Annotated in this window: 18 protein-coding genes; 4 read left to right on the top strand and 14 right to left on the bottom strand. The window is 53.4% G+C overall.

What is annotated here, in order from left to right:
• Positions 1-271 precede the first annotated feature (271 nt).
• From narI to KGP26_RS16875, 6 genes are all read right to left on the bottom strand, one after another.
• Positions 272-949, bottom strand: a complete 678-nt coding sequence (gene narI / locus KGP26_RS16850; RefSeq protein WP_094983215.1) for a respiratory nitrate reductase subunit gamma — start codon at positions 947-949, stop codon at positions 272-274.
• Between the two features lie 2 nt (positions 950-951).
• Positions 952-1,674: a nitrate reductase molybdenum cofactor assembly chaperone gene (narJ, locus tag KGP26_RS16855; RefSeq protein WP_094983214.1), complete on the bottom strand. Its 723-nt coding sequence runs from the start codon at positions 1,672-1,674 to the stop codon at positions 952-954.
• On the bottom strand, positions 1,671-3,215 hold the full coding sequence (narH, locus tag KGP26_RS16860; protein ID WP_223499957.1) for a nitrate reductase subunit beta: 1,545 nt from the start codon (positions 3,213-3,215) through the stop codon (positions 1,671-1,673). Before narH ends, narJ begins: the two co-directional genes overlap by 4 nt.
• Positions 3,212-6,973: a nitrate reductase subunit alpha gene (locus KGP26_RS16865; RefSeq protein WP_166732792.1), complete on the bottom strand. Its 3,762-nt coding sequence runs from the start codon at positions 6,971-6,973 to the stop codon at positions 3,212-3,214. Before KGP26_RS16865 ends, narH begins: the two co-directional genes overlap by 4 nt.
• 389 nt (positions 6,974-7,362) lie before the next feature.
• Positions 7,363-8,109, bottom strand: coding sequence for a winged helix-turn-helix domain-containing protein (locus tag KGP26_RS16870; protein WP_059201093.1), 747 nt, complete (start codon positions 8,107-8,109; stop codon positions 7,363-7,365).
• Positions 8,110-8,649: 540 nt separating this feature from the next.
• Positions 8,650-10,047, bottom strand: coding sequence for a NarK family nitrate/nitrite MFS transporter (locus KGP26_RS16875; protein ID WP_094983211.1), 1,398 nt, complete (start codon positions 10,045-10,047; stop codon positions 8,650-8,652).
• Between the two features lie 353 nt (positions 10,048-10,400).
• On the opposite strand from KGP26_RS16875, the gene narX reads away from it, so the two are divergent.
• Entirely contained in the window at positions 10,401-12,185 is a 1,785-nt protein-coding gene (gene narX, locus KGP26_RS16880; RefSeq protein WP_209523963.1) for a nitrate/nitrite two-component system sensor histidine kinase NarX, read from the top strand.
• Between the two features lie 9 nt (positions 12,186-12,194).
• Positions 12,195-12,845, top strand: a complete 651-nt coding sequence (gene narL, locus KGP26_RS16885) for a two-component system response regulator NarL (protein ID WP_021805679.1) — start codon at positions 12,195-12,197, stop codon at positions 12,843-12,845.
• Here the strand turns inward: narL and KGP26_RS16890 are convergent.
• The 3 genes from KGP26_RS16890 to KGP26_RS16900 form a co-directional block, all read right to left on the bottom strand.
• Positions 12,842-14,617, bottom strand: a complete 1,776-nt coding sequence (locus KGP26_RS16890) for a YchO/YchP family invasin (RefSeq protein WP_223664307.1) — start codon at positions 14,615-14,617, stop codon at positions 12,842-12,844. The two genes, narL and KGP26_RS16890, sit on opposite strands and share 4 nt — an antisense overlap.
• 419 nt (positions 14,618-15,036) lie before the next feature.
• Positions 15,037-15,990: an HTH-type transcriptional regulator Cbl gene (gene cbl / locus KGP26_RS16895; protein ID WP_021805681.1), complete on the bottom strand. Its 954-nt coding sequence runs from the start codon at positions 15,988-15,990 to the stop codon at positions 15,037-15,039.
• Positions 15,991-16,299: 309 nt separating this feature from the next.
• The gene (locus KGP26_RS16900; RefSeq protein ID WP_021805682.1) at positions 16,300-16,995 is read right to left on the bottom strand and encodes a gamma-glutamylcyclotransferase; all 696 of its coding nucleotides are present in this window, start codon (positions 16,993-16,995) and stop codon (positions 16,300-16,302) included.
• A 505-nt stretch (positions 16,996-17,500) separates the two neighbouring features.
• On the opposite strand from KGP26_RS16900, the gene KGP26_RS16905 reads away from it, so the two are divergent.
• Both KGP26_RS16905 and chaA read left to right on the top strand, forming a co-directional pair.
• The gene (locus tag KGP26_RS16905) at positions 17,501-18,319 is read left to right on the top strand and encodes a siderophore-interacting protein (protein WP_179252760.1); all 819 of its coding nucleotides are present in this window, start codon (positions 17,501-17,503) and stop codon (positions 18,317-18,319) included.
• Positions 18,320-18,628: 309 nt separating this feature from the next.
• Positions 18,629-19,729 (top strand): sodium-potassium/proton antiporter ChaA, encoded by a 1,101-nt coding sequence (chaA, locus tag KGP26_RS16910; RefSeq protein ID WP_021180982.1) that lies wholly within the window; start codon positions 18,629-18,631, stop codon positions 19,727-19,729.
• Positions 19,730-19,782: 53 nt separating this feature from the next.
• On the opposite strand, the gene lpxO is transcribed toward chaA, so the two are convergent.
• The 5 genes from lpxO to efeO form a co-directional block, all read right to left on the bottom strand.
• The gene (gene lpxO / locus KGP26_RS16915; protein ID WP_021180981.1) at positions 19,783-20,685 is read right to left on the bottom strand and encodes a lipid A hydroxylase LpxO; all 903 of its coding nucleotides are present in this window, start codon (positions 20,683-20,685) and stop codon (positions 19,783-19,785) included.
• Positions 20,686-21,072: 387 nt separating this feature from the next.
• The gene (locus KGP26_RS16920; RefSeq protein WP_223664308.1) at positions 21,073-22,269 is read right to left on the bottom strand and encodes an MFS transporter; all 1,197 of its coding nucleotides are present in this window, start codon (positions 22,267-22,269) and stop codon (positions 21,073-21,075) included.
• A gap of 571 nt (positions 22,270-22,840) precedes the next feature.
• The gene (gene phoH / locus KGP26_RS16925; protein WP_021180979.1) at positions 22,841-23,629 is read right to left on the bottom strand and encodes a phosphate starvation-inducible protein PhoH; all 789 of its coding nucleotides are present in this window, start codon (positions 23,627-23,629) and stop codon (positions 22,841-22,843) included.
• Positions 23,630-24,261: 632 nt separating this feature from the next.
• Complete coding sequence (efeB, locus tag KGP26_RS16930) at positions 24,262-25,557, bottom strand: iron uptake transporter deferrochelatase/peroxidase subunit (RefSeq protein WP_037375391.1); 1,296 nt, start codon at positions 25,555-25,557, stop codon at positions 24,262-24,264.
• Between the two features lie 11 nt (positions 25,558-25,568).
• Positions 25,569-26,702 carry an iron uptake system protein EfeO gene (efeO, locus tag KGP26_RS16935; protein ID WP_065684222.1) on the bottom strand — a complete coding sequence of 378 codons (1,134 nt, stop codon included), beginning with the start codon at positions 26,700-26,702 and terminating at the stop codon, positions 25,569-25,571.
• Between the last annotated feature and the right edge of the window lie 4 nt (positions 26,703-26,706).

Genomic DNA, 26,706 nt, shown 5'->3' on the forward strand with positions numbered 1-26,706 from the left:
TATTTAACATCAGCATAAGGAAAATCCTAACAGGAATTTTTACTGATTGATTCCGTTCGCTTAACTAACCTGGTAAACCATGCCGTTAACCTAATGGCACAGCCTAGATCAACGCCGAAAAGAGATCTATAAGAATAAGCTGTTTGGCCAAGTCCTGGGCGGCTAAGGCAGGCCAAAATCAATGACTGAATCAACGGTAAAAGGGTATTGATGCGGGGAAAACCGAACAGCGGCAACGTCCAAAGACCTTGCCGCTGGGTAACGCGGGGAATTAACGGCGGTTACGCACCAACTGGTAGCGGCGAGTCAGATATTCCACCGGCACGCTCCAGATATGCACCAGGCGGCAGAACGGGAATATCAGGAACAGAGTCATGCCGAGCACGATATGAATCTTGAATATCAGTGCAACCCCTTCCAGGTGTTGAGCTGCACCGCCATGGAAGGTCACCACCGCTTGCGCCCAGGCGACCAACTTCAGCATCTCGCTGCCGTCCATGTGTTGAGCAGAGAACGGAATGGTCAACAGCCCCAGGCACACCTGTACGACCAGCAACGTCAGGATCAGGATATCCCCTACGCTACTGGTGGCGCGGATACGTGGGTTGGTCAGACGGCGCTTTAATAACAGCACACCGCCCACCAACATCATCACGCCACAGGCCCCACCGGCAAACATCGCCATTTTCTGCTTCACGGCCATCGGCAGGAAAGACTCATACATCCAGTGCGGCGTCAGCATGCCGAGGAAATGCCCGGCAAAAATGCCCAGAATGCCAATATGGAACAGATTGGAGGCCAGCCGCATGCCCTTTTTATCCAGCATCTGGCTGGAGCCAGCACGCCAGGTGTATTGCCCGTAGTCGTAACGCAGCCAACTGCCGATCAGGAAGATCGCCCCGGCGATATACGGATAGATATCGAAGAAGAAAAGCGTCATAAAGTGCATGATTAGCGTCCTTTGGTTGCCGTGGTCATCGAGCCCACATCCAGATACTGTGGCGCCACCGCCCCAGCAAAGCGCCGCTGGTGAGTGGCTTGCTGCGCCGAAGCACAACCCTGCTCACCCAAAAACTTGATCTGTTCTTCTTCCCAGACGGCATCCAGTGCCTGTGGCGTGTCGTCACGTGTTTCACCGGCAACTTGCGGCTGCAGACTTTGGGCTGCAACGCCACTAGCAGACAACACCAGCAGCAGATCGAACAGCACCGCATACGGGCTTTGACGCTGCTGCAAGCGAGCACCCAGCAGGGCCAGAATGGGGGCGATATCCTGCAATCCGCCCTGAGCTTCCTCTTTGTTGCGGCTAGCCAGATACTCCAGATACAGCGGCAGGAAGTCCGGCAGTTCGCGGCTATCGATCTCCAGCCCGGCTTCGCGGTATTGCGCCATCAGATCGACCATAGCCTGGCCGCGATCGCGGGATTCACCGTGAACATGCTCAAACAACAACAGTGAAGTCGCACGGCCACGATCGAACAGCTCGCAATACTCCGCCTGAACGTCCAGCAACGGACGGGCACAGAAGCGGCGGATAAACAGAATCAACTGGGCGCTGTGATGCAAGTCCAGTTCACAGGCCGGTTCCAGGGCTTCCACCAGCTCTTGCTGATGGTCAAACAGTTCCTGCTCAGGATAATCCAGCAGGCGGGCAATAATTCGCAGAGCGATCATGAAGCATCCTCCTTGCGCGGGGTTTTCTGCGTCACGTCGATGGCATCGATGCGGCGGCTGTTAAACAGGTTGAACTTGCTGTCGCTGCCGTGGCAACCGTCGCCAAGGCTGAAGCCACAGCCTTTGCTTTCCGGGAAGGCTTCGCGCGCCAGTTCACGATGGCTGGAAGGCACGACGAAACGGTCTTCATAGTTAGCGATCGCCAGATAGCGATACATCTCTTGCGCCTGCGCCTCTGTCAGCCCCACCTGCTCCAGCGCGCTGGTATCCACCACGCCGTCCACGGTTTCTGCCCGCTTGTAGTGGCGCATCGCCAACATCCGTTTCAGCGCCAACAGCACCGGAGCGGTATCCCCGGCGGTCAACAAATTCGCCAGGTATTGCACCGGGATGCGCAGGCTTTCGACATCAGGCAACACGCCGCTATGGGCCAACTCACCGGCATCAGCAGCCGACTGGATCGGAGACAACGGCGGCACATACCACACCATCGGCAAGGTGCGATATTCCGGATGCAGCGGCAGCGCCAGCTTCCAGTCCATCGCCATCTTGTAAACCGGCGACTGCTGCGCAGCCTCAATCACCCCTTGCGGGATACCGTCTTTCAGCGCTTGCTCAATCACCGTCGGGTCGTGCGGATCGAGGAAGATATCCATTTGGCTCTGATACAGGTCTTTATCGTTCTCTGTAGCGGCCGCTTGTTCAATGCGGTCGGCATCGTACAGCAGCACGCCGAGATAGCGGATACGCCCCACGCAGGTTTCCGAACAGACGGTCGGCTGGCCAGCCTCAATCCTTGGGTAGCAGAAGATGCACTTCTCGGATTTGCCGCTTTTCCAGTTGAAGTAGATTTTCTTGTACGGACAGCCGGTCAGGCACATCCGCCAGCCGCGGCATTTATCCTGATCGATCAGCACAATGCCATCTTCGCCGCGTTTATAGATCGCACCGCTCGGACAAGTCGCCACACAGGCCGGGTTCAGGCAGTGCTCGCACAGCCGTGGCAGATACATCATGAAGGTGTTTTCGAACTGGCCGTACATCGCCTTCTGCATGTTGTCGAAGTTTTTGTCCTTGGCACGCTTGTCGAACTCACCGCCGAGGATCTCTTCCCAGTTTGGGCCACTTTCGATCTTGTTCATCCGTTGACCAGTGATCAGCGAGCGCGGACGGGCGATCGGCTGATGCTTGCCCTGCGGGGCAGTGTGCAGATTCTGGTAGTCGTAATCGAACGGCTCGTAATAATCGTCCAGCGCGGGAACATCCGGGTTGGCAAAGATCTTCGACAGCAGGCCAACGCGGTTACCCATGCGCGGCTCCAGCTTGCCGTTGATTTTGCGTATCCAGCCGCCCTTCCACTTATCCTGATCTTCCCAGGCGTTGGGATAGCCGATGCCCGGCTTGCTTTCCACGTTGTTGAACCAGGCATATTCCATGCCTTCGCGGCTGGTCCAGACGTTCTTACAGGTTACCGAACAGGTATGGCAACCGATGCACTTGTCCAGGTTGAGCACCATGCCAACTTGCGAACGAATTTTCATTTGGCTTTCTCCTGCTGGCTGCCCTGCGCGTAGTCGTTACCTTCGCCGTCTAACCAGTCGATATGGTCCATTTTGCGCACCACCACAAACTCATCGCGATTCGAGCCAACGGTGCCGTAGTAGTTAAAACCGTAGGCCAACTGCGCATAGCCGCCGATCATATGGGTCGGTTTCGGGCACACGCGGGTCACCGAGTTGTGGATCCCGCCGCGCTGGCTGGTAATTTCCGAGCCTGGAATGTTCACGATACGTTCCTGCGCGTGATACATCATGGTCATCCCCGACGGAATACGCTGGCTGACCACCGCACGAGCGGTGAGCGCGCCGTTGGCGTTGAAGGCCTCGATCCAGTCGTTATCTTCAATGCCCAAATCTTTGGCATCGTCCTCACTCAGCCAGACGATTGGCCCGCCGCGTGACAGGGTCAGCATCAACAGGTTGTCACTGTAGGTGGAGTGAATGCCCCACTTCTGGTGCGGCGTCAGGAAGTTCAGCGCCTTCTCTTTGTTGCCGTTCGGCTTTTTATTCAGCAACGGCTGCGCGGCACGAGTGTCGATCGGCGGACGATAAACCAGCAGGCTTTCCCCGAAGGCACGCATCCACTCGTGATCCTGATACAGCTGTTGGCGGCCACTCAGGGTGCGCCATGGGATCAGCTCATGCACGTTGGTGTAGCAGGCGTTGTAAGAAACGTGTTCGTCTTCCAGGCCAGACCAGGTTGGGCTGGAGATGATCTTGCGCGGCTGGGCCTGAATATCGCGGAAGCGGATTTTTTCGTCTTCCTTGTTCAGCGCCAGATGGGTGTGATCGCGCCCGGTAATGTTGCTCAGTGCCTGCCAGGCTTTCACCGCCACCTGCCCATTGGTTTCCGGTGCCAACGAGAGGATCACCTCCGCCGCATCGATAGCGCTTTCGATCTTAGGCCGCCCAACTGCCGGGCCTTCGGTCTTCACGTAGTTGAGCTTTTTCAGGAAGTCGACTTCGGTCTGGGTGTTCCAACTGATGCCCTTACCGCCATTGCCAAGCTTGTCCAGCAGCGGACCAAGTGAGGTAAAGCGCTCGTAGGTCGCGGGATAATCGCGTTCTACCACCATGATGTGTGGCGCGGTTTTGCCCGGGATCAGCTCGCACTCGCCTTTCTTCCAGTCTTTCACGCCGTAGGGCTGTGCCAGTTCGGCGGCGGAGTCATGCTGGATCGGCAGCGTGACGATGTCGGTCTCCTGGCCCAGGTGGCCAACGCACACCTCGGAGAAGGCTTTGGCGATACCCTTGTAGATCTCCCAGTCGCTCTTGGAATCCCAGGCAGGATCGACAGCCGCAGACAGCGGATGAATAAACGGATGCATATCCGAGGTATTCATATCGTCTTTCTCGTACCAGGTAGCGGTGGGCAACACGATGTCGGAATACAGGCAGGTGCTGGACATGCGGAAATCAAGCGTCACGACCAGATCCAACTTGCCTTCGCCGCCGTTATCCAACCACTCGACTTCCTGCGGTTTTACGCCGCCCTGTTGGCCCAGATCCTGGCCCTGGATGCCATTCTCGGTCCCCAGCAGGTATTTGAGCATGTATTCATGCCCCTTGCCGGAGGAGCCCAGCAGGTTGGAGCGCCAGACGAACAGGTTACGCGGGAAGTTCTGCGGATTGTCCGGCTGTTCGGCAGCAAAGCGGACGTTGCCCTGTTTCAGGCTCTCCACGGTGAAGTCCAGCGGCGTCTGACCGGCCGCTTTAGCCTGAGCGGCCAGATACAGCGGGTTAGTGTCCAGTTGCGGTGCCGATGGCAACCATCCCATGCGCTCGGCACGCACGTTCAGGTCGATCAGGCTGCCAGCAAACTGGCTCTTGTCCGCCATCGGTGACAACAGCTCTTCGGTGCCAACCGTCTCATAGCGCCATTGGCTGGAGTGGTTGTAGAAGAACGAGGTGCTGTTCATATGGCGCGCAGGCCGTTGCCAATCCAGACCAAAGGCCAGCGGCGTCCAACCGGTTTGTGGGCGCAGCTTTTCCTGGCCGACATAGTGCGCCCAGCCGCCGCCGCTTTGGCCAACGCAACCGCAGAAGATCAGCATGTTGATCAACCCGCGATAGGTCATGTCCATGTGATACCAGTGGTTGACACCGGCCCCAACGATAATCATCGAACGGCCGTGGGTTTTCTCGGCGTTCTCGGCAAACTCGCGCGCAATGCGGATGATGTTGTGGCGTGATACGCCGGTGATTTGTTCTGCCCAGGCTGGCGTATAGGCTTTGACTTCGTCATAACCGTTGGCGCAGTTGGCATCATTCAGACCACGATCCAGGCCGTAGTTAGCCAGCGTCAGGTCGTAGACGCTGGTCACCAGCGCCTGGCTGCCGTCCGCCAGTTGCAGGCGTTTTACCGGCAGCTTGTGTAGCAGGATGTCGTCCAGCGCCACGCTGTTGAAATGCTCACTCTCGGCACCGCCGAAGTATGGGAAGCCAACGTCAACTACCTCATCATGGCTGCCTAGCAGGCTGAGTTGCAGCACCACATCCTGCTGGGCTTTACCTTCACGCTGTTCCAGGTTCCATTTGCCCTTCTCACCCCAACGGAAGCCGATGGAGCCCTGCGGCGCCACCAGTTCACCGCTGGTCTGATCCAGCGCGACGGTTTTCCACTCGGGGTTGTTTTCCTGCCCAAGGCCATCCACCAGATCGGCGGCGCGCAGAAGGCGGCCAGCGGCGTAATAGCCCTCGGTGCGCGGTTCCAACATCACCAGCATCGGCATATCGGTGTAGCGGCGTACATAGTCGCGGAAATAGCCAACTTCACGATCCAGATGGAACTCTTTAAGCATCACGTGGCCCATCGCCAGCGCCATGGCGCTATCGGTACCCTGTTTCGGGTTCAGCCACTGGTCGCATAGCTTGGCTACTTCCGCGTAGTCTGGCGTCACCGCGACGGTTTTGGTGCCCTTGTAGCGAACCTCGGTGAAGAAGTGGGCATCCGGGGTGCGCGTTTGCGGCACGTTGGAGCCCCAGGCAATGATATACGAGGAGTTGTACCAGTCGGCGGATTCAGGCACGTCGGTCTGTTCGCCCCAGGTCATCGGCGAGGCCGGTGGCAAATCGCAGTACCAATCGTAGAAGCTCAAGCAGGTGCCGCCAATCAGCGATAGATAACGGGCACCGGCTGCGTAAGACACCATCGACATCGCCGGGATCGGCGAGAAGCCGATAATGCGGTCCGGGCCAAAGGTCTTGGCGGTATAGACGTTGGAGGCGGCGATCAGTTCATTGACCTCCTGCCAACTGGAACGAACAAAACCACCGCGGCCACGGGCCACTTTGTAGCTTTTGGCTTTTTCCGGGTCGGAAACGATCGAACCCCAGGCATCAACCGGATCGCTGTGTAAGGCTTTAGCCTCGCGCCATAGCTTGATTAGGCGTTTGCGCATCAGCGGATATTTCAGGCGGTTGGCGCTGTAGAGATACCAGGAATAGCTGGCACCACGTGGGCAGCCACGGGGCTCATGGTTGGGCAAATCAGGACGGGTGCGTGGATAATCGGTCTGCTGGGTTTCCCAGGTAACCAGGCCGTTTTTCACATAGATTTTCCAGCTACAGGAGCCGGTGCAGTTAACACCATGGGTGGATCGCACCACTTTGTCGTGCTGCCAACGGCTGCGGTAACCGTCTTCCCAATCGCGGTTGGTGTTCAGCGTTTGGCCATGACCGCCAGAGAAAGGTTCGGCCAGCTGCTTGAAGTAGCGGAACCGGTCTAGAAATTTGCTCATCCGGAGTTCTCCTGAAGGCTCATCACCCTACGAGTTTCAAGCCGCAGCTTGAAAGACGACGGGCATATTGTTGTAAGAAGTTGCCAAGTGACATTGCTCAATCTGCGGCCAAGGCTACTGATGCTCTGCCGGGCGTAACTTGATTGCGATCAAGGGAATCAGTGAGGAAAAACGTGGGGGACGTTGGAAATACCACTAAAGGATGATCGTTAGAATTAACGCTATCACATTGTAATAAAACAAGAATTATAGACCAGTAAAGAGACGCGCCTGGCGAACCCCCTGAAGCGGAAATTTGGGGGTAGAGGCGGTAAAAACGGAAATGTGAGCAAGATTAATGACAGAATGACCGGATAATCTTGTCTGAAACGGCTTCCAGGGACTCCCTGCTAGCGAGTCCGACATTCAACCCGCATTTCCTTTTCATTCCCCGCCAGATACACGCAGTTCAGCGCCTGGGGATTAACACCAGCAGAGGTGTCTAATGAAAAAGAGAGAAACATTCGAGGGCTGTTTAGCTGCTCATGCTGTATTGCAGGCCTGGTCCGACTGCCCAATGCATAGGATAAAAGTGAAACTGTCAACAGCGCAATAAACGCCGCCAGATACGTCAATACCCGGCCCCCTGGTATTAGCGTGTTTTGCCTGGGATCATCCAAAGCCATTTCGCTTAATATCGGATGCATGCAGGAATAATCTTCCGGCACCGTTGCATTTTCAATAATTTCATCGACCATATGATTTAATTTGCCCGCAGATAAATCACTATTAATAGTTTCAGCATTATTATTGCCAGGAATAATCTCCGTGGCGACGGCAGATTCTCCTGATGATATAAAGTTAAAAATTGCTTTATCGTCCACCTTATAACCAAGACGAGGAATGGTCCGGATGAGAGCATGCTCCGTGTCGCCAATTTTCTGGCGAATGGACTTAATCGTCTGATTGATTGTCGAGTCTGAGCAATAGGTGCCTTTCCAGATAGTCTCAATGATTTCTGAGCGGCTCACCAACTCAGGCGACCGGTTAACCAGCAGGGAAAGGATCTGCAGCTCTTTCCAACGTAGGCGTGAACGCTGCCTGGAGGGGAGCAAAACATCAAAATTTATGATTTTTATTTCCTGTTCAGCAGCCACTTTTCATTTTCCTTATGAGTTCACAGCGTCCCCATTTGTATAGACATATGAAAAAATGTTCAACAATTTAAATATAAACTCGGTGAAACAGACTGACTTTATATTTCACCTGTTTTTCATAACTTAGTGAAATCATGCAGCTCACTGAGAAAAAACCACCCCCTCCTGGTCCATGGCCAATTCAGACATAAAGCACTCTGCACAAAGGATTATGGGTTTTATTTTCTGATGAAACAGTGGGCATTAAGATTTTATCAATAGATAAACATGGGTTGCTCTTATCCTCACTCAACAAAAAAGCGATGTTAATATAGACCAATAAAACCGCCAAAAGCCGGTAATATTACACAGCGGAGTTTCGGCAAAATAGCGGTGACTTCACCGATTGGCAATCACTGAAACAACGGATGGGAATTGAGAGGGTAGACACTCCCCGGCAAGCGAGGAGTGTCTGATTACTGATAGGCAATGGTGCACAATGGGTAGGCGTCGCACATGTTCGACAGTAGGGCCGCCGCATATTGCCTTCGCTTAACTCAACTAGCGTGAAACCTTTTTACGGCCGTAAACCCCCCAGGTCACCACGACACACAGAATATAAAACACCAGGAAGATCTTCATCGCCCCAGCCGGTGAGCCAGTCAACGCCAGCGAAGTCCCAAACGCCTTGGGAATAAAGAACCCCCCTGCTGCACCAATCGCCGAGATAAAGCCCAACGCCGCAGCCGAATCGGTTACCGCCTCGCGCTGTGCCAACTCATCGCTTCCTCCTTCGGCTTTCACTCTGTCCACGGTGATTTTACGAAATATCACGGCGATCATCTGGAAGGTCGAGCCGCTGCCCAACCCGGCGGTGAGGAACAGCACCATAAACACGCCATAGAAGGCCATAAACGAGCCCTGATGATCGCTACCCGGCAAGGTCAGGAACAGCAAGGCGGCGAAAATAGCCATGACGATAAAGTTCAGCAGCGTCACACGAATACCGCCAAAGCGATCGGAAAGCGCCCCGCCCACGGGACGAGCCAGCGCCCCAAGGAACGGCCCGAAGAAGGCATAATGCAGGATCACCACGTCAGGAAACTGGGTTTTCGCCAGCATGGCAAAACCGGCAGAGAAACCAATAAAGGAACCAAAGGTCGCCAGATACAGCAGGCTCAAAACCCACAGGTGACCCCGTTTCAGTACCGGCAGCTGTTGGCGCAAAGAAGCCTTTGAGGCGGCCAAATCGTTCATACCGAACCAGGCCGCCAGCGTTGCCACCAGCAGGAAAGGCACCCAAATCCAGGCGGCGTTTTCCAACCACAGCTGGCTGCCGTCTGGCTGTGTCTGCCCAGTGCCGCCCAGGAAGCCGAACATGGCGAGCGAGATGGCTAACGGAGCCACCAGTTGCATTACGCTGACCCCCAGATTTCCCAGACCGCCGTTCAGCCCCAACGCGCCACCCTGCTTCGCCTTCGGGAAGAAGAAGCTGATGTTCGCCATGCTGGAAGCAAAGTTGGCCCCAGCAAAACCACACAACAGCGCGATAATGATAAATACGTTGAATGAGGTGGTCGGATCCTGCACCGCATAGCCCAACCACAGGCAAGGTACCAGCAGGAAACAGGTGCTGATGGCCGTCCAACGGCGGCCACCAAACATCGGGATCACGAAGGAATACGGCACGCGCAGGATCGCGCCGGAAACCGAAGGCAATGCGGTCAACAGAAACAGCTGATCGGTGGTGAAGTTAAAACCCACTTTGTTCAGATTAACCGCCACGGCGCTGAACAGCATCCAGACGCAGAAGGCGAGCAACAGGCAGGGTATGGAGATCCACAGGTTGCGGCGGGCAATGCGGTGCCCGCTCTGCTGCCAGAATTCGCTGTTCTCAGGTTGCCAGTCCTGAATAACCGCACCCGTTTTTTTTGCTAAAGGCGTTGCAGATTGCGACATAATAACCTCAGAAACACGGTGATAACTGCGCACACCCTAGTTGATCCCCTCAAGCGGTAAAGTTGATGCAAATCAATGAGCAAGCAGGTAACTCATGGCGGAAAAACCTCATACATCCCTTAGTGAGTAGCCAATCCAGTCCAGCTAATCTATTGGTATTCAGCAGGTTATACCACAGTAGAGCTAATGGTTTGGCTATGGGTCAGACCACCGGAAACTAAGGGGTACTTCGTTAGGGGTATGGGGTTACGCCGGGGGATGAGGAAAAATGGCTGCTATTGACGTAATTTGGCGGCCGGATTTTCGGGTATCTACTCTCTGGTTTCTGCTGCTCTCTAGGGGACGCGTATTCGATGAAACGCTTGCTGGCTCCGCTTTCCATCGTTAACCAGGTTGCCCTGCTAATGCTACTGCTGGGGGTGCTGGGTATCGCCGGAATGAGTATTTCCGCCTGGATGTCGCAAAGCATTCAGGGCAATGCTCATGCCATCAACAAGGCGGGCTCCCTACGGATGCAGAGCTACCGTCTGCTGTCTCAGGTCCCTCTGGATGCCCGCAGTGACCTCCTGATGCAGGGATTGGATCAGGATGAAACCAGCCGCGATTTGCAGCTGGCGTTGGAGCGCGAAGGGCTAACCCCACAGTTGCTGACGCTGCGTGACTATTGGCTAAACCAGCTGCAACCGCGGCTGCGCCAAGCACAACGCCCCGCCGATGCGGCTCCCCAAGTGGCCCATTTTGTCAGCCTGCTGGACAAGCTGGTTTCCGATATCGATCATCAAACCGAACGGCGCTTGTTGATGGTGACGCTGGTTCAGGGGGGATTTATCGCCCTGACGCTGTTGCTGCTGGTCGGCACCATCTGTTATCTACGCCGCCGTTTGCTGCACCCTTGGCGTCAATTGGTGGCACTGGCGCTGGCGGTTGGCCGCGGTGATTTCAGCCACCGCTTTGCCCAACGTGGACATCAGGACGAGATGTCTTCCCTAGGCGCCGCGCTGAACACCATGTCCGACGAGCTTGCCACCATCTATGCCAGGCTGGAGCAACGTGTCGCAGAGAAAACCGCCGACCTGCAACAGAAAAATCAGGTGCTGGGTTTTCTGTATCGCACCAGCCGCCAGTTGCACACCAGCGAGCCGATCTGTAGCCGCTTGACGCCGATCCTCAACCAGTTGCAAACCTTGACGCCGCTACACAGCATCCAGGTACGGCTGTATGAAAACAACAGTCAGGAACAGTTTCTACAATTAAGCGGTAACCAGCCATTGAGGCCGGAGTATTGCCATAATCCGGTCTGTAGCGCCTGCTTGAGCGAACATCAGCCGCATAGTCAGGGCCATCCTTCTCTTAGCTGGAGCCTGAGTGACCAACTGGGCAATTATGGCATCGTCGTCGCTCAACATGCACCAGAACAACGGCTAAGCGATGAGCAATGTCAGTTGATGAATACCCTGATAGAGCAGTTGACCAGCGTATTGGCGATAGAGCGTCAGGTTGACCACCAGCAGCAGTTGATGTTGATGGAAGAGCGGGCCGCGATTGCCCGCGAGTTACACGACTCCATCGCTCAGTCCCTCACCTGTTTGAAAATGCAGACCAGTTGCCTGCAAATGCAGGGAAGCGAACTCCCTCCGGCTAGCCTGGCGCTGGTGCAACAGATGCGTGAAGAGATCAGCACCGCCTATCGCCAGTTACGCGAGCTGTTAACCACCTTCCGCCTGCGCCTGACCGAACCTGGCCTGCTGGCGGCACTACAGTCTACGGTGCAAGAATTCAACCAGCGGCTGGGGATCACCATCGAACTGGATTATCAGTTAGGCCCACGTAGCGTACCGGCCTATCAGGCGATCCACCTGCTGCAGATCGCGCGTGAGGCATTGAGTAACATTCACCAACACGCGCAGGCCAGCCAGGTCGCGATTCGGGTGACCAACCTGCAGGGCGAAGTCACCCTGAGCGTCAGCGACAATGGCCGTGGTCTGCCAGATATCAGTGAACGGCCCGATCATTACGGCCTAATCATCATGCGCGATCGCGCCAAAAGCCTGCATGGCCAGTGCGAAATCTTGCCGTGCAGCGGCGGCGGCACCGAAGTCCGGGTGACGTTCCGCCCGGATAACTCCGCTATTGAATAAGGAAATACTATGACGACCGAAGAAGCTGCCACCATACTGCTGATTGACGATCACCCCATGCTGCGTAACGGCGTCAAGCAGTTGATTAGCATGGATCCGCGGCTGCAAGTCATCGCCGAAGCCAGCAATGGCGAACAAGGGGTGGAACTGGCGGAGACGCACGATCCCGACCTGATCCTGTTGGATCTGAATATGCCCGGACTGAACGGCCTGGCAACCCTGGATCGCCTACGCCAAACCGCCCTTTCCGGCCGCGTGGTGGTGTTTAGCGTCTCCAACCATGAAGACGATGTAGTGAGCGCGCTGAAACGCGGTGCAGATGGCTATCTATTGAAAGATATGGAACCAGAGGAACTGCTCAAGGCGCTGCATCAGGCGGCGGCAGGGCAAATGGTACTGAGCGAAGCATTGACTCCAGTGCTGGCGGCCAGCCTGAGGGAAAACCGCCCGGCGGTAGAACGCGACATCCAGCAGTTAACCCCGCGCGAGCGCGACATCCTCAAGCTGATCGCGCAGGGGCTGCCAAACAAGCTGATCGCCCGTAAACTGATGATCACCGAGAGTACCGTCAAGGTGCACGTGAAACACCTGCTGAAGAAGATGAAACTGAAGTCCCGCGTAGAAGCCGCCGTTTGGGTGTTGGGTAATAAGAAGGATTAGTTACCCTCTGGGTGCAACGGCCCGGTAACCGCCGGGATTGCCGGTGGCTGCAGGGTTTGCGGCGGTGGTAACCCAGGCTCCCCTTCAATAGACAAGCTCAGGGGAGCGGTAACCTGTAGCGTGATCCAGTTCGAGGTGGCTTTCTGCTGCTTTTCATCCTCAAGGGTGACGGACAGTTGGTAGTGATTACTGGCCCCTGGCGTCTCATCCCACGCGGGCACCGTCAAGGTCCACCCCTGCGGATCGTTGATATTCGCCGGTGGCGTCAGGCTGACTGCTTGAGTGTCCCCTTGCCAGTTGACCGCAGCGATCTTATTGGCCGCCTTGATTTCCAGCACCAGCGGCAGCGTTTCCCCTGGATTCAGGCTCCATGACGGCGTCGCCAGAAACACCTGCAACGTTTTGCTTTCACGGAACTCCAGCACCGGCACATTATTACGTTCAATGCTGTCATAGCGGCTACCGCGCAATGATTTGGCCTGTTCTACGTAGTACGGAGAAATCTGTTTGAGCAGCGGCACCCCAAGGCGGTAGGTCATGGCCAGCTCGACCTTGTCCTGGGTTTCGCCCACATTATCCAGTTTGTGCAAGGCTTTGACCGTGACCAACGGGACCGGCGTATAGTTGAGCCCCACCTGCATAGCGCTAGGATCGGTTTGTTTGTTGCCATTGCCTAGCAGATCGACACTGGCGCCGCGATACTGTTCAAAGCTGAGCGAGGCCCCAAGCTGGTGGTAAAACGGCAGATAACCTTGAGTGGTAATGTCGTAGCCACGCGCCGGACGGCCGAGAAAGACGGCATTATTTGCCTGTGGTGAAAATGATGATAGCGGGTGGTAATAGTTTGCCGATAAGCGTAGATAGTCACCCCAGGCTTCTGCACCGATGCTGCCGCGGTTGCGCTGATTCTGGAAATCACTGTCGAGTACGGAATTGTAGCCCAGCAGCCAATCCCCCACCACCCAGCGCTGCCCCAGACCAAAATTACCCTGTGAACCGTTAGCCTTTTGCAGATAACCCACCTGGCTGTAGGTCAACAAGCCATCCACGTCATAGAGCGGGCTGAACAACTGACCGCTGCTGCCGGTAAAATCCCCTTCAGGTGTGACCGCAAGCGACAGTTTAGCGGTGCCAAGTGGCGAAAGCAGCTCCTCGGTCTCCTGCTGTAAGACCGAGCTGGCCTGGTTGGTCAGGTAATCTTTGGTATCGGCGCGCGCCCGCTCGCTGGATATCTGATTAAGATTCTGCTCTGCCAGCTTTTTCGCCCGCGTAGCCCACTCTTTTTCTTTTTCGGCATCGTTGACGCCAGCGCTGCCCAGATCCGGCAGTTCTTGCGCCGGGGATGCTTGCGCCTTGACCTCACTGACCACAGCCGCAGGCTTTTCTACCGGGGTCACGGCCGCAGGCACTTTAGCCGCGATATCAGCCGCATTTGCCACCGCCGGTGGGGCAATAACCTGGGCCTCTGCAGGGGGTGCTACTGTCTGTGCTTCTGCTACCGCAGCCGGTGGCGGTACCGTCTGGGTTTCTGCTGCAGGCGCCGGTGGTACTACCGTCTGGGTTTCTACTGTTGCTGTCGGTGGCGCTTTAGCCAGATCGTCAATCACGCTCGTCCCAACCGAGGGTGCTTCCACCGTAACCTCAGCTTCACTTTTTACTGCAGCGGGTGCCTCAGCCTGGGCGTTAAACATTATCACCGGTAGAGCTAATAACCCGAGTAAGCGCGTGCTGGATAACAACTGTGACATCTTTTGCTGAATAACCTTGGTCATAACCACGTTTGCCCTTCGTCTTCCTTGCCGCATGGCAAACTTACCTCGTTGACACTACCGTTCCGGCAGGAAGAAAAAACCTGCCGCACAGCATAATGCAACCTGAAGCCATAGGGTAAGCGATCGGCAAAAAGAAGCCATCGGAAAAACCTGTAATCGGGGATCTCAACCAAGGGTATTACCAGCGATAAAAAAGACGTCCGAACAGCACATTCCACCATTGGGGCAAACGTGCTGCACGGACGCCTGTTGAAATTCGTCGCGGATAGTCAACGTTTCCGCGTTAAAGGTAAAGCAGCTTGTATGCCACTTTGCCAAGCTACAGATTTTAGAGTGTTATTGCCGTGCAATCTGTAATCCACCCCTCACTATTGCACAGTGATATGGCGCGCTTTGCACCATTCCAGCGCATTACAACTTCAGATCTGATAGTCGATAACCTGTTCCAACTGATCGGAGAACACTTTCTCTTTAATGTCCGTGAGCGACAAGGTGGGATTACATAGCTGGATAAACTGCCAGGTATAGTTACGTTGTAACTGACCGCGCTTCAGCCCCAACCAGACGGTATTAGGCTCAAACAAATGTTCGGCATTGAGGCTCACCAACCCACGATCGCGCTCTTTTTCAAACGACATATCCGCCAGAATGCCTACACCCAGCCCCAACTCAACATAGGTTTTGATGACGTCAGAATCCTGGGCGCTTAGCGCGATATCCGGCGTCAGCCCTGCGGCTTTGAATGCCGCATCCAGCCGTGAGCGCCCGGTGATCCCCTGGCGATAGGTAATCAACGGCAACGCACTGAGCATTTCCAACGTAACCAGCGGTTGGCGTGTCAATTCGTGGCCTTCCGGAACCAGGATTGCATGGTTCCAGCGGTAATAGGGAAAAGCAGCCAATGACTCTTCGCTCATCAGGCGTTCACTGGCGATGCCGATATCCGCTTCGCCGCAGGCCAGCATGGCGGCAATCTCCTCCGGGCTCCCCTGATTAAGCACCACGCGCACCTGCGGATACAGCGCCCGAAACTCCTTAATCACCCCCGGTAGGCTGTAGCGGGCCTGGGTATGGGTGGTGGCAATATGGAGTTGGCCCGCGTCTTTACTGCTGAACACATCGGCCAGACGGCGGATATTATTGGCATCATTGAGGATGCGTTCCGCGACCACCAACAGCTCTTTGCCCGGTTCGGTCATGCCTAATAACCGTTTGCCACGGCGGATAAATATCTCAATCCCCAGTTCCTCTTCCAGCTCGCGAATATGACGGCTAACCCCAGACTGTGAGGTAAATAACGCATTCGCGACGTCAGTCAGGTTGTAGTTGCAACGCGCTGACTCACGGATAATTTTTAATTGCTGAAAATTCATTCCGTCCTCTTCTCTCCCCAAAACCGTTAACAATATTGATACGGAGTCTGGGCAAACAGAACAAATAAGGAATAGTCTTTACTTATAGCTTTTAATGCTAAGTGCATTTTTTATCATTAAAAATTCACCACCGCTTTTCTTTAGATTTTAAATGGCTTTAAAATTAATGAGATAAATAACCACCTTGATATTGTGGCTAAATGATTTATGCAGCAAAAAGTTATTACCTAGAGGGATAAGATATATCAACGCGAAGGTTGTTGAAGCATTTGGGGGCGCGCAATACCACGCCCCGACGGTAACTGAAGGTTAGGCCGTGGCTTCGCCACCTATTGGCCCCGAGGTGTTCTGTTGCAGCCACTGGCGGACATAGCCGACCAGATCGCCGATGCAGTCATCCTTCATGCCGTGATTTTTCAGCTCGTTGTCCAAGGCAAACAGATACTGCGCATTGGTGCCCAACGGGCCGCTGGCGCTGGCGATCAGCGGAGCGATCACCTGATGGCTGGTATCCGCTTCAAATAGCGGATGCTGCGGGTTCATCACAAACACCAAGGCGGTGACGATGCTGCCGTCTTCCAGCGTCAGGTCACACCAGGTTGGCAGATAGCAACCGGTGATCATCTCACGCTTCCACAGGAGTTCCAGCTCTTCACGTAGCTTATCTTCCGGCAGGCGGAAGGCCAGACCGGTGGTTTGCCCCCCTTCCTGTAGAGCAAGCATGCGCCCTGGCTGATGCAGCGTGCCCCGTCCGGCGGTCAAACGCAGGCAAAATGCCCGATGCCAGCCTTGCAGCGTCGCCGGGCGCACCTCTTCGGATTCAAATACCGGGTTCCACATCAGTGAACCATAGCCGAAAACCCATACTGGGCTATTATCCGGCCGCCTGGAGAGTGTACATGTCAGTGAGGCCGAGCGCTGTTCCGGCGTCAGCAACAGCGACTCTTCGATCGTGCCGAATGCCGTTTTGCAGTCTGCTTTTTGCAGAAAATCTCGAGTTAACACCTAATACAACCTCCTGGGAATAGGATTGCCCTAAACCCTTCGCCACTGTGTATGCAATTTCTTTTTTGGGATTCGGGGCGTATTTATTTCCACCGCCCAGCAAAAATATATACCCTATGGATTTCAAGTTGCAGCTAGGCAACAAGCTTACTCATCCCCAGGAGCTTACTTTTGGGTAAGTGACTGGGGTGGGTAAGTGCAGATAACAACGCTGCAACTTGAAAGACGACGGGTATAAATGACCATATTCTTTTCTGACCCTTCAATCAAGTTTCCAGGCATATTTAATGTGAAAAAGTATTTGTACCCAGAAGCAATAATAATTATAGACGTAAAACTTTACTCTTCCCCTGCGTTTTGTTAACAGAGCTCAGCGTTTTAACCGTAAAAAAATACAATCCGGGCGGATCACGCCGCTTGGCCTGATGTGCCACGCCAATCAGCAAACAATTCTCATTATCAAATGGCATGATATACTGCCTGCAGAATGATAAAGGAGAACCCCGTGACAACCGAAACCCCTCGCAGCCGCGCACCCTATTTGATCGAAGTTGCCCGTTTACGCGACATCACGCCGCACCTGCGCCGTATCACCTTCAGCGCGCCAGACCTGCGTTTTTACCCTGCTGAAACCGCCGCCGCACATATCAAGGTGTTCTTACCGCTCGCAGGCCAAACCCAGCCAGACCTGCCCACGCTCACCGAGAAGGGCCCGGTGTGGGCCGCCGATGCAGTGCGCCCGCTAATTCGCACCTACTCTATTCGAGCCGTCCGCCCGCAACAGGGTGAGATTGATATTGAGTTTGCCCTGCACGACCACAGCGGGCCAGCGGTGAACTTTGCACGCCAGGCCAAGCCGGGGGATAAAATTGGTATCAGCAACCCTGGCGGCCCCAAACCAATGTTGCCAGCGGCCGACTTCTACTGCCTGGCTGGCGATCCTTCTTCATTACCGGCCATCGCCGCACTGCTGGAAAACTTGCCAGCACATAGCGAAGGCCACGCGTTTATCCGTGTCGATACCCCTGCGGACGTTATCGATCTGCAAAAACCTGCCGGTGTTGAACTAAGCTGGATCATTGGCGGCACGGAGAAAACGGCCGATCTCATCACGCAATTCTGCGCCTTGCCACTGTCGCAAAGCGGCACCCAGTACTGGCTGGCAGGTGAGGACCGCCTGGTGGTCGAACTGCGTCGTTACCTGCGCCGGGAGCGCCAATGTGAGCGTAATCAGCTTTATGCCGTACCTTACTGGCGTGAAGGGCTAAATGAAGAGGGTTACCACCAGAAAAGGCACGATATCATGGATAACATTGACTCCTGAACGCCATTATCTGCCTTATTTACCGTGAAAAATGCCAGTTAAAACCCTTTTATAGGCGTTTAACATAGAACACCTGGATTTTTACGTAAAAGTAAGTAAAAAAAACCGCATCGTATGCGGTTTTTTTGTTACTCTTATCACATAAAGCAAAGTTTTGCTTTCTAAAAACCAAACACAACATCACATTATTACTCGGCGTCATGCGCAGAGTGTATCCTATTATTATTAACAACTTTCTGGATACGCTGACCCTATCTGCAGGTGAACAGCGATGACGGGCCACGCAGTTTGAGAAGGAGATGTACCGTAATGAAGTCGCACAACGATCCTGGCCGATCCAAATCTCGCCACACAGAGTATTCCCTGATTTTCCCTATCGCCGCGTTGGTTGTGCTCAACCTGTGGAGCGGTACCAGCAGTTTCCCACTGATTGTGGCCATCAACATTATTGCCCTGGTCGGTATCCTCAGCAGTGCTTTCAGCGTGGTACGCCATGCAGACGTCCTGGCCCACCGCTTGGGTGAACCCTACGGCTCGCTGATCCTCAGCCTGTCGGTAGTGATCCTGGAAGTGAGCCTGATTTCGGCACTGATGGCAACCGGCGACGCGGCCCCGGCCCTGATGCGCGACACACTGTATTCAATCATCATGATTGTGACAGCCGGATTGGTTGGGGTTGCCCTGCTGCTCGGCGGGCGCAAGTTTGCTACCCAGTACGTTAACCTTGGCGGTATCAAACAATACCTGATGGCGATCCTCCCACTGGCGGTGATCGTGCTGGTGTTGCCAAGCGCCTTGCCTGGGGGCAACTTCAGCGTGGGCCAGTCACTGCTGGTTGCGGCCATCTCGGCGGCAATGTACGGCGTGTTCCTGCTGATCCAGACCAAAACCCACCAGAGCCTGTTTGTTTATGAACACGAAGATGACGATGGCGACCCGCACCACGGTAAACCCTCGTCGCACAGCAGCCTGTGGCATGCCGCCTGGTTGATCGTGCACCTGGTCGCGGTCATTGCCGTAACCAAATTCAACGCCAACCCGCTTGAAGGCTTGCTTACCAAGCTGAACGCACCAACCCAGTTCACCGGTTTCCTGGTTGCGTTGCTGATCCTGTCCCCGGAAGGGTTGGGTGCTCTGCGCGCGGTTTTGAACAATCAGGTGCAGCGCGCCATGAACCTGTTCTTCGGCTCGGTGCTGGCGACCATTTCACTGACGGTGCCAGCGGTAACGATTATTGCCACCCTGACTGGCCAGACGCTAATCTTCGGCCTGCAAGCACCGCATATGGTAGTGATGCTGACGGTGTTGATCTTGTGCCATATCTCGTTCTCTACCGGCAGAACCAACGTGTTAAACGGCACCGCGCACCTGGCGCTGTTTGCCGCTTATATGATGACGATATTTGCCTGATAGCGGGTGGTTACAAAACATCAACGGGGCGCATTATTTGCGCCCCGTTCTATTTATAGTGCAAAGAAAATCAGTGCTGCAATCCCGCCAAACAGCAGCCATTTGATAATGTAATAGCCCGTCTTGTTCCAGGCTTTTAATCGCTTGCCAACCTTACGCACGGCATAGATATATTTGAATAGCCGATTGACGCCGCCGGTACGATCGCCCTCTTCATTCGGTGCCGTCGCAGCACTCATCAAATTACGCCCCAACCAGTGATTCACCGCCTGCGCCCAACGGTAACGCATCGGCCGCTCGATGTCGCAAAATAGGATCAGGCGGTTTTCCCCGCTCTGGTTTTCGGCATAGTGCAGATAGGTTTCATCGAACATCACCCCTTCACCATCGCGCCAACTGTAGCGTTCGCCATCCACTTCGATAAAGCAGCGGTCGTCATTCGGGGTGATCAACCCCAGGTGATAACGCAACGAACCGGCATAAGGGTCGCGGTGGCGTGGCAAGCGGCTGCCATGGGGTAATTCGGCAAACATCGCGGCCTTCACCGAAGGCAGGCTACGCAACAGCGCAGTGGTTTGCGGGCATAACGCCATTGCCGAAGGATGGTTATCCTCATACCACTTCAGGTAAAAGCGCTTCCAGCCGGTTTTGAAGAAGGAGTTGAATCCGGCGTCGTTAAATTTATCCGACGCCTTGATTTGCTGGATCTCCATCAGTTGCTGCCCTTCTTCCCGAATGGTCTGCCAGTTGTCACGCAGGATAATGAGATCGGGGAACTGCTCCGGTTGCAGGTAAGGCGTGGTCGGCACCCGCGAGAACAGGTACATAAACACGTTCAGCGGAGCGGTAAAGGTGGAATGGTCGGAAAGCTGACGCCAAAAGGGATAGCGAACACGGCCACGATAATGAATGTAAATAACGCACAAAATCAATAAGATAAGAATGATATATTTCATGATAACTTCAGAGCCCCAAAATACGACCATCAGCATGCAAGCACAGCACACAACCCAACGATTCCCATAGCTCCGTTAAGATCGGTTTAACGGCCGCAAGACACCAATAATTAACGCTATTGAAACCAAAATTCTATACAAAAAACCGCAAAAATTTACACAAAGCTTAAACGAGAATGGGATTTACGCTAGGGAAAAATGGAGATCGACGTCTTGCTCTGGTCATCGAGACCGCCCCCACTCACAGGGTCGAGGGATCCCCAGAAAAATTGAGACGAGAAGCTGGCGATTCTTCCCCTTAAATTTCGGTTTATCTATTGTTAGCGCCGTTTTCTCAAACTCAAGCTACCAGATAAACCATCAATAAGACCTCGCCTCATCCCGTTTTCATTGTTTTTTAATCATCCTCCCCTTCATCAGGTAAATAAGGAAGATAATCATAATCAGGCCAGACATGGCATTAACAACCCACCACCCACGTTCATTAATCATAAACATACCAACAGAGAAAGAAGCAACGAGATTACATAAATACGTCATTGATGAATTTAGTCCCTGTACCTTATGCTTTACTTCCGGTAGCGAGCATCTATTAATTAAAAATGTGCCACCGCTGAACATAAAACTCCAGCCAATACCAACGGCAATCAGCGAAATCAAGTAACCCATTGACGCATCAAGACAGAGTGCAACTAAAACACCCACCAGAAATAACAAAGCCCCTAACGCAATTAAATTAAACGTGCTTAATTTACTCAAAATAAACGGCAATAGTAATGCCGGTGCATACATGGCAAAAAAATGCCACTGTAAAACAACAGCACTTTGATTTATATCAAAATGAGCGTGATGCATGGCTAACGGTGCAGAGTTCATTAATAATGTCATTACAGCGAAACCTAACGCACAACTTAGCGTCCCAATGATAAAATCATTAGACCTAATCGTATGACGATAGAGATTACTCCCTGTATCAGAGTCGCTTGAGCTCTTTCCTTTAACAACCACTTCTGATTTTGGCAAAATTATAAACATTTGCGTCAGCAGCGTTAATACAAATACGGAAGCTGATATTAAAAACGTTCCAAGAAAAACATGATTACTAAACTGGTATGCACCTTGAGTTGCAAGAAATGGCCCTAACACGCCCCCAAGTATGCCGCCACCAATGATAAACGAAGTGCATCGTTTTTTCATACTTTCACAGTCAAATACTTCAGCAGCCGCAAACCGGTAATATTGATTAAATACTGTCGCGCCGCCAATAATGAATGTAGAAAATACAAACAGCGCGAAGGAGTGATAAAAAATAGCCGCTATAGCTAATATACTCCCAGCCAACCCAATTAAACTACCAATAGCAAATGCGGTTCTTCTCCCATACCTACTCATTAAGAATGACGCATAGTAGACCATTAGCGCAGCCCCCAGAACAGTAGCAGTCACCGGTAGCGTTGTTAAATAGCTTACGGGCGACAGCATATTACCAGCCAATGTAGAGGTTAGCGTCAGCAACGAAATTATAGAACCAGTAAGCCCCTGCCCCAAAAAAAGTGCGGTCAATGTGATATATTCCTTATTCATAACAACCTCCTCCCGTTAGATTACTCATAAAATAACTTTGACCTTAACACAGACAAGTAAACCTCTTTAGTATCATTACTGTAAAAAAAGGTTGCCCTCTAAACCTTAGCCAATCAAAGGCACTTTCTTGTGATAGGTAAACTTTTTTCACACCAGCTAATTGCAAAATCTCAAACTTTGTCCTGAATGAAATCGTGCCATCTGAAATAACCGCACAAACATGCTAATCCAATCAGTCGATGTGAACTCGATATTTGTGTCTTTTTTTGCTCCGCATTTATTTTCATCGTCATTCCTTATCGGCTCGTTGCAACCTTATTATTAGACCTCTTCCCAACAAGAGTTACTGTAAAGCAATAGCTCACATGAAATTAACAATCAGTGCCTATAATTTAACCATTTTTGTGATTTTGATCAATTTTCGACCACCCAATAACAACAGAAAGCTTCGCGGATGCGAAACAACACCATGGGTACAGGTCGCTAAAAAAGAAGAACCCCACCTAAAAAAGTGGGGTTAGTTAGCAATCTGAAGGCCACCGAAGTGGCCTTTTGCAAGCTTTCAGACAAATTAATCGTAAGCATTAAGCGTGCGTTGGCACAAGGCAGAGCGCACACAGTCCTGTTTGTCGAAACGAATAATGCCGACCATCTCGTCCTCTTCGAAGCGCTCCAGCGCGTCGCTAAGGCCGGATTTCACACCGCGTGGCAAATCGCACTGGGTAATATCGCCGTTCACGATCACCGTGACGTTCTCACCCAGGCGGGTCAAAAACATCTTCATCTGGCTGGCGGTCACGTTCTGGGCCTCGTCCAGGATGACTACCGCATTTTCGAAGGTACGCCCGCGCATATAGGCGAAAGGCGCGATCTCTACCTTGCCAATTTCCGGGCGCAGGCAGTATTGCAAGAACGACGATCCTAAACGGCGTAGCAGAATGTCATACACCGGCCGGAAATAAGGGGCGAACTTCTCAGAGATATCCCCCGGCAAAAAGCCGAGATCTTCATCCGCCTGCAGAACCGGACGAGTGACGATAATCCGATCCACCTCTTTATGTATCAGGGCTTCAGCTGCCTTGGCTGCACTGATGAAGGTTTTACCGCAACCTGCCTCACCGGTGGCAAATATCAACAGCTTGTTTTCTATGGCTGATAAGTAATGACCTTGAGCTTCGGTTCTAGCCTCGATGGTAGAAGTATCCCGGCTGTCACGAGCCATGCCGATAGATTCCACACCACCCATTTGTACCAGCGAGGTCACGCTTTCTTCTTCACGCTGGCGATGACTACGAGCGTCACGACGAATGACGCGTTTGGCTTCACGACGTGCTTTGATCACTGCTTTCTGTCTTCCCATAGTGGCACCTTACAGTTTGTTTCACCTACCGCAGGGCAGCAAACACCGAGCGATTATGTTACACACGTATTAGGTTGTGGCCCCCTTTAAAGCCATAGAATGACGTAAACACCTAGCCGCCAAAAGGCGCGGCTCTTTTTCACAGAACAACGAGGTTGGTACAAAACAGGAGTGTGTGTCAGCCGGATTAATGTGAAAGGAAAGCCAAGAGTCGGTCAGAAATTGAGAGTCGTAGAGAGAGCCCTCGTTACAACGAGAAATCAGGGAAGGTATGTTATTTGTTGTTTGTAGCCCAACCAAGGACTTTACCATTAGCGATCCCCGCAGTGATATTTACAGCACTAAGCTGTGCACCGTGTGAAAACTACCGCCAGATGATTACAGTATAATGACATTCAACCGCGCCGCGTTGCTAAAATGTAAAAAAAATTAATATTTTTTGTTTTAACCCGCTGCAACACCACTATATCAAAGCGAAAACGACTTGGCATTAAATTATTTTATTGTTAAATATCAATGTATTGGTATTAATCCCGGTGAATGACATTTAGGTTTCCGGATTAAAAATTGAGCATATAAAAAAGCGCAACCTTTGCGCTGCGCTTCTCTGTTATGCTGAAAAACTTAGCTGTTCAAGCCTGCAGCAAGCCGCTGGCCAAATAATCGCCACTCGTCTTGACGCCCGGTAGCACAAAGAAATAGCCGCCACCGATAGGTTTAACGTATTCCTCCAGCGCTTCACCGTTCAAGCGTTTCTGCACCGTCAGGAAACCCTGCTCCAAGTCAGCCTGGTAACAGACGAACAGCAGGCCCATCTCCAGTTGCCCCGAATTGGAAACGCCCAACGAATAACTGTAGCCACGGCGCAGCATCAGGCTGCTCTGGGTTTGCGGTGTGCGCGGGTTGGCCAGCCGAATATGGGCATCCATGCGGATCAGCTTACCTTCCGGGTCTTTGGCATAGTCCGGTTCATCATGCTCGTGCTTCATCCCCAACGGCGCACCGCTGTGTTTTTCACGGCCAAAGATGGTTTGCTGCTCCTGCAACGGCGTCCGATCCCAAAATTCGACGTGGAAACGAATAATACGCGCGGCCTGATAGCTACCGCCAACAGCCCAGGCAGGTTCCCCCGCCTTATCACCGACCCACACCACCTGATCCATCAACGGCTTATCGCTGGTTTTTGGGTTGGCGGTGCCGTCTTTGAAGCCCAGCAGGTTAATCGGCGTCTCTTTGCCCCGGCTGCGGGCCGAGTGAGCCGAGATAAAACCTTCCCGCTTCCAGCGCACGCTGAGCAAGTCTGGCGAATGCTTGATGATATCGCGCAGCGCGTGGATCACCGTTTCATTGGTATTGGCACAGATTTGCAGCAGCAGGTCACCATGACACAGGGCAGCATCAAGTGAATCGTTGGGGAAACGCGTCATGGTTTGCAGGTGCAGCGGTTTCTGCGCCTGTAAGCCAAAGCGCTCATCAAACAGCGAGGTGCCAACGGAAACGGTGATGGTCAGATTATCGGGGTAGATCTCTGGCCCCATAATGCCCGAATCCAACGGTGGCAGCTTGGGATCGACCTCCGGAGCCTTACCGCCGCTGGTGAGGAAAGCGATACGGCTGGTCAACAGGCGAAATAGCCGTTCAAGATCCTGCTTGTTGGTCGCCAATACGTCGAAAGCCACCAGCATCATGGCCGCTTGCTGCGGCGTCAAAATACCGGCTTGGTGCTGGCCGTAGAACGGTTGTTTTTGCCAGCGTTCGTCCTGCGAGGTAGCCAGTGGCTCTTCTGCTGCCCGCGCCAGGGATGGCCCCGCCAACGCCAGAGCACCGCCCATCATGCCCAAACCCTGCAACAACCGCCTACGCGAAGGCGAAGCGGCCTGCTCATCTTGAGGAAACGGCCCGTTATGCGGGCCGGTCTTGTTGTTCATCATGCTCAGCCTTAATCCAGACCCAGCACGCCACGCAGCTGTGACAGGTCTTCTGCCAGCGTAGTGATCGGCCCTTTCATCGCATTGCGATCCGCGGTAGTCAGCTTCTCGTAAGACTCGTAACCCTCTGCGGTCTTGTATTTAGCCAGGATGGTGTCGACGGTTTTAAAGTTGGCGTCGATCTTGGCCAGCAGTGGCTGGTTGGCCTTTTCCAATAGCGGACGCAACAGGTTGACAATCTTCTGGGCGCCATCAACGTTGGCCTGGAAATCCCACAGGTCGGTACGGCTGTAGCGATCCTCTTCACCGCTGATCTTGCTGGCCGCCACTTCTTCAATCAGGCCAGCAGCGCCACCCACCACTTTACTTGGCGGGAAGGTCAGTTCACCGATGCGTTTTTGCAATTCCAGCGTGTCTTTATAGAGACCATCGGCATACTCATTCATGCCCTTGGTGGTGTTATCGGCAAACAGCGCTTTCTCCAGACGGTGGAAGCCGGTGAATTTCGGATCTTCGGCTTTTTTCTCATAGTCGTCTTCACGGGCGTCGATGCTGCCGTCCAGATCGGAGAACAGCTCGGCAATCGGTTCGATACGCTCGTAGTGCTGACGGGTTGGCGCATAAAGCTTGCGGGCCTGGGCCACATCACCGGCTTTGATCGCATCGGTGAACAGCTTGGTCTGCTTGACCAGCCCTTCAACTTCCTTGGTGACATAGACTTTATATTCGGCAATCGGGCCAACCAGATCCATCACATTCGGTTTGCCATCAGCTACCGCACCCGCAGCCGTGACGACAAGCTTGCCTTTCGGATTGCTCAGCAGCCCACAGGTCATGTCGTATTCACCCGGCTCGAGGTTTGCCGTCATTTTCTGGGTGAAACCTGGCGCGATATTTTCACGCTCTTCCACCACCATCACGCCTTTGAGGATTTCCCACTCCAGGTTCTTCTGGCTGGTGTTATGCACCACAAACTGGGTTTTACCGGCGGGCAGGGTCAACTGCATCGGCTCACACTGTTTGTCGTTAACGGTCACCAAAACTCGAGGGATATCCGCCGCCAGCGCGTTGAGGCTCAGCGCGAAAGCAGGAACGGCCAGTAATGCGGCATGCAATGCCTTGCGGCGAAATAACGGAGTAGACATACGG

Origin of the sequence: Serratia sp. JSRIV002 (assembly GCF_019968725.1) — a bacterium.
Taxonomy (GTDB): Bacteria; Pseudomonadota; Gammaproteobacteria; order Enterobacterales; family Enterobacteriaceae; genus Chania; species Chania fonticola_B.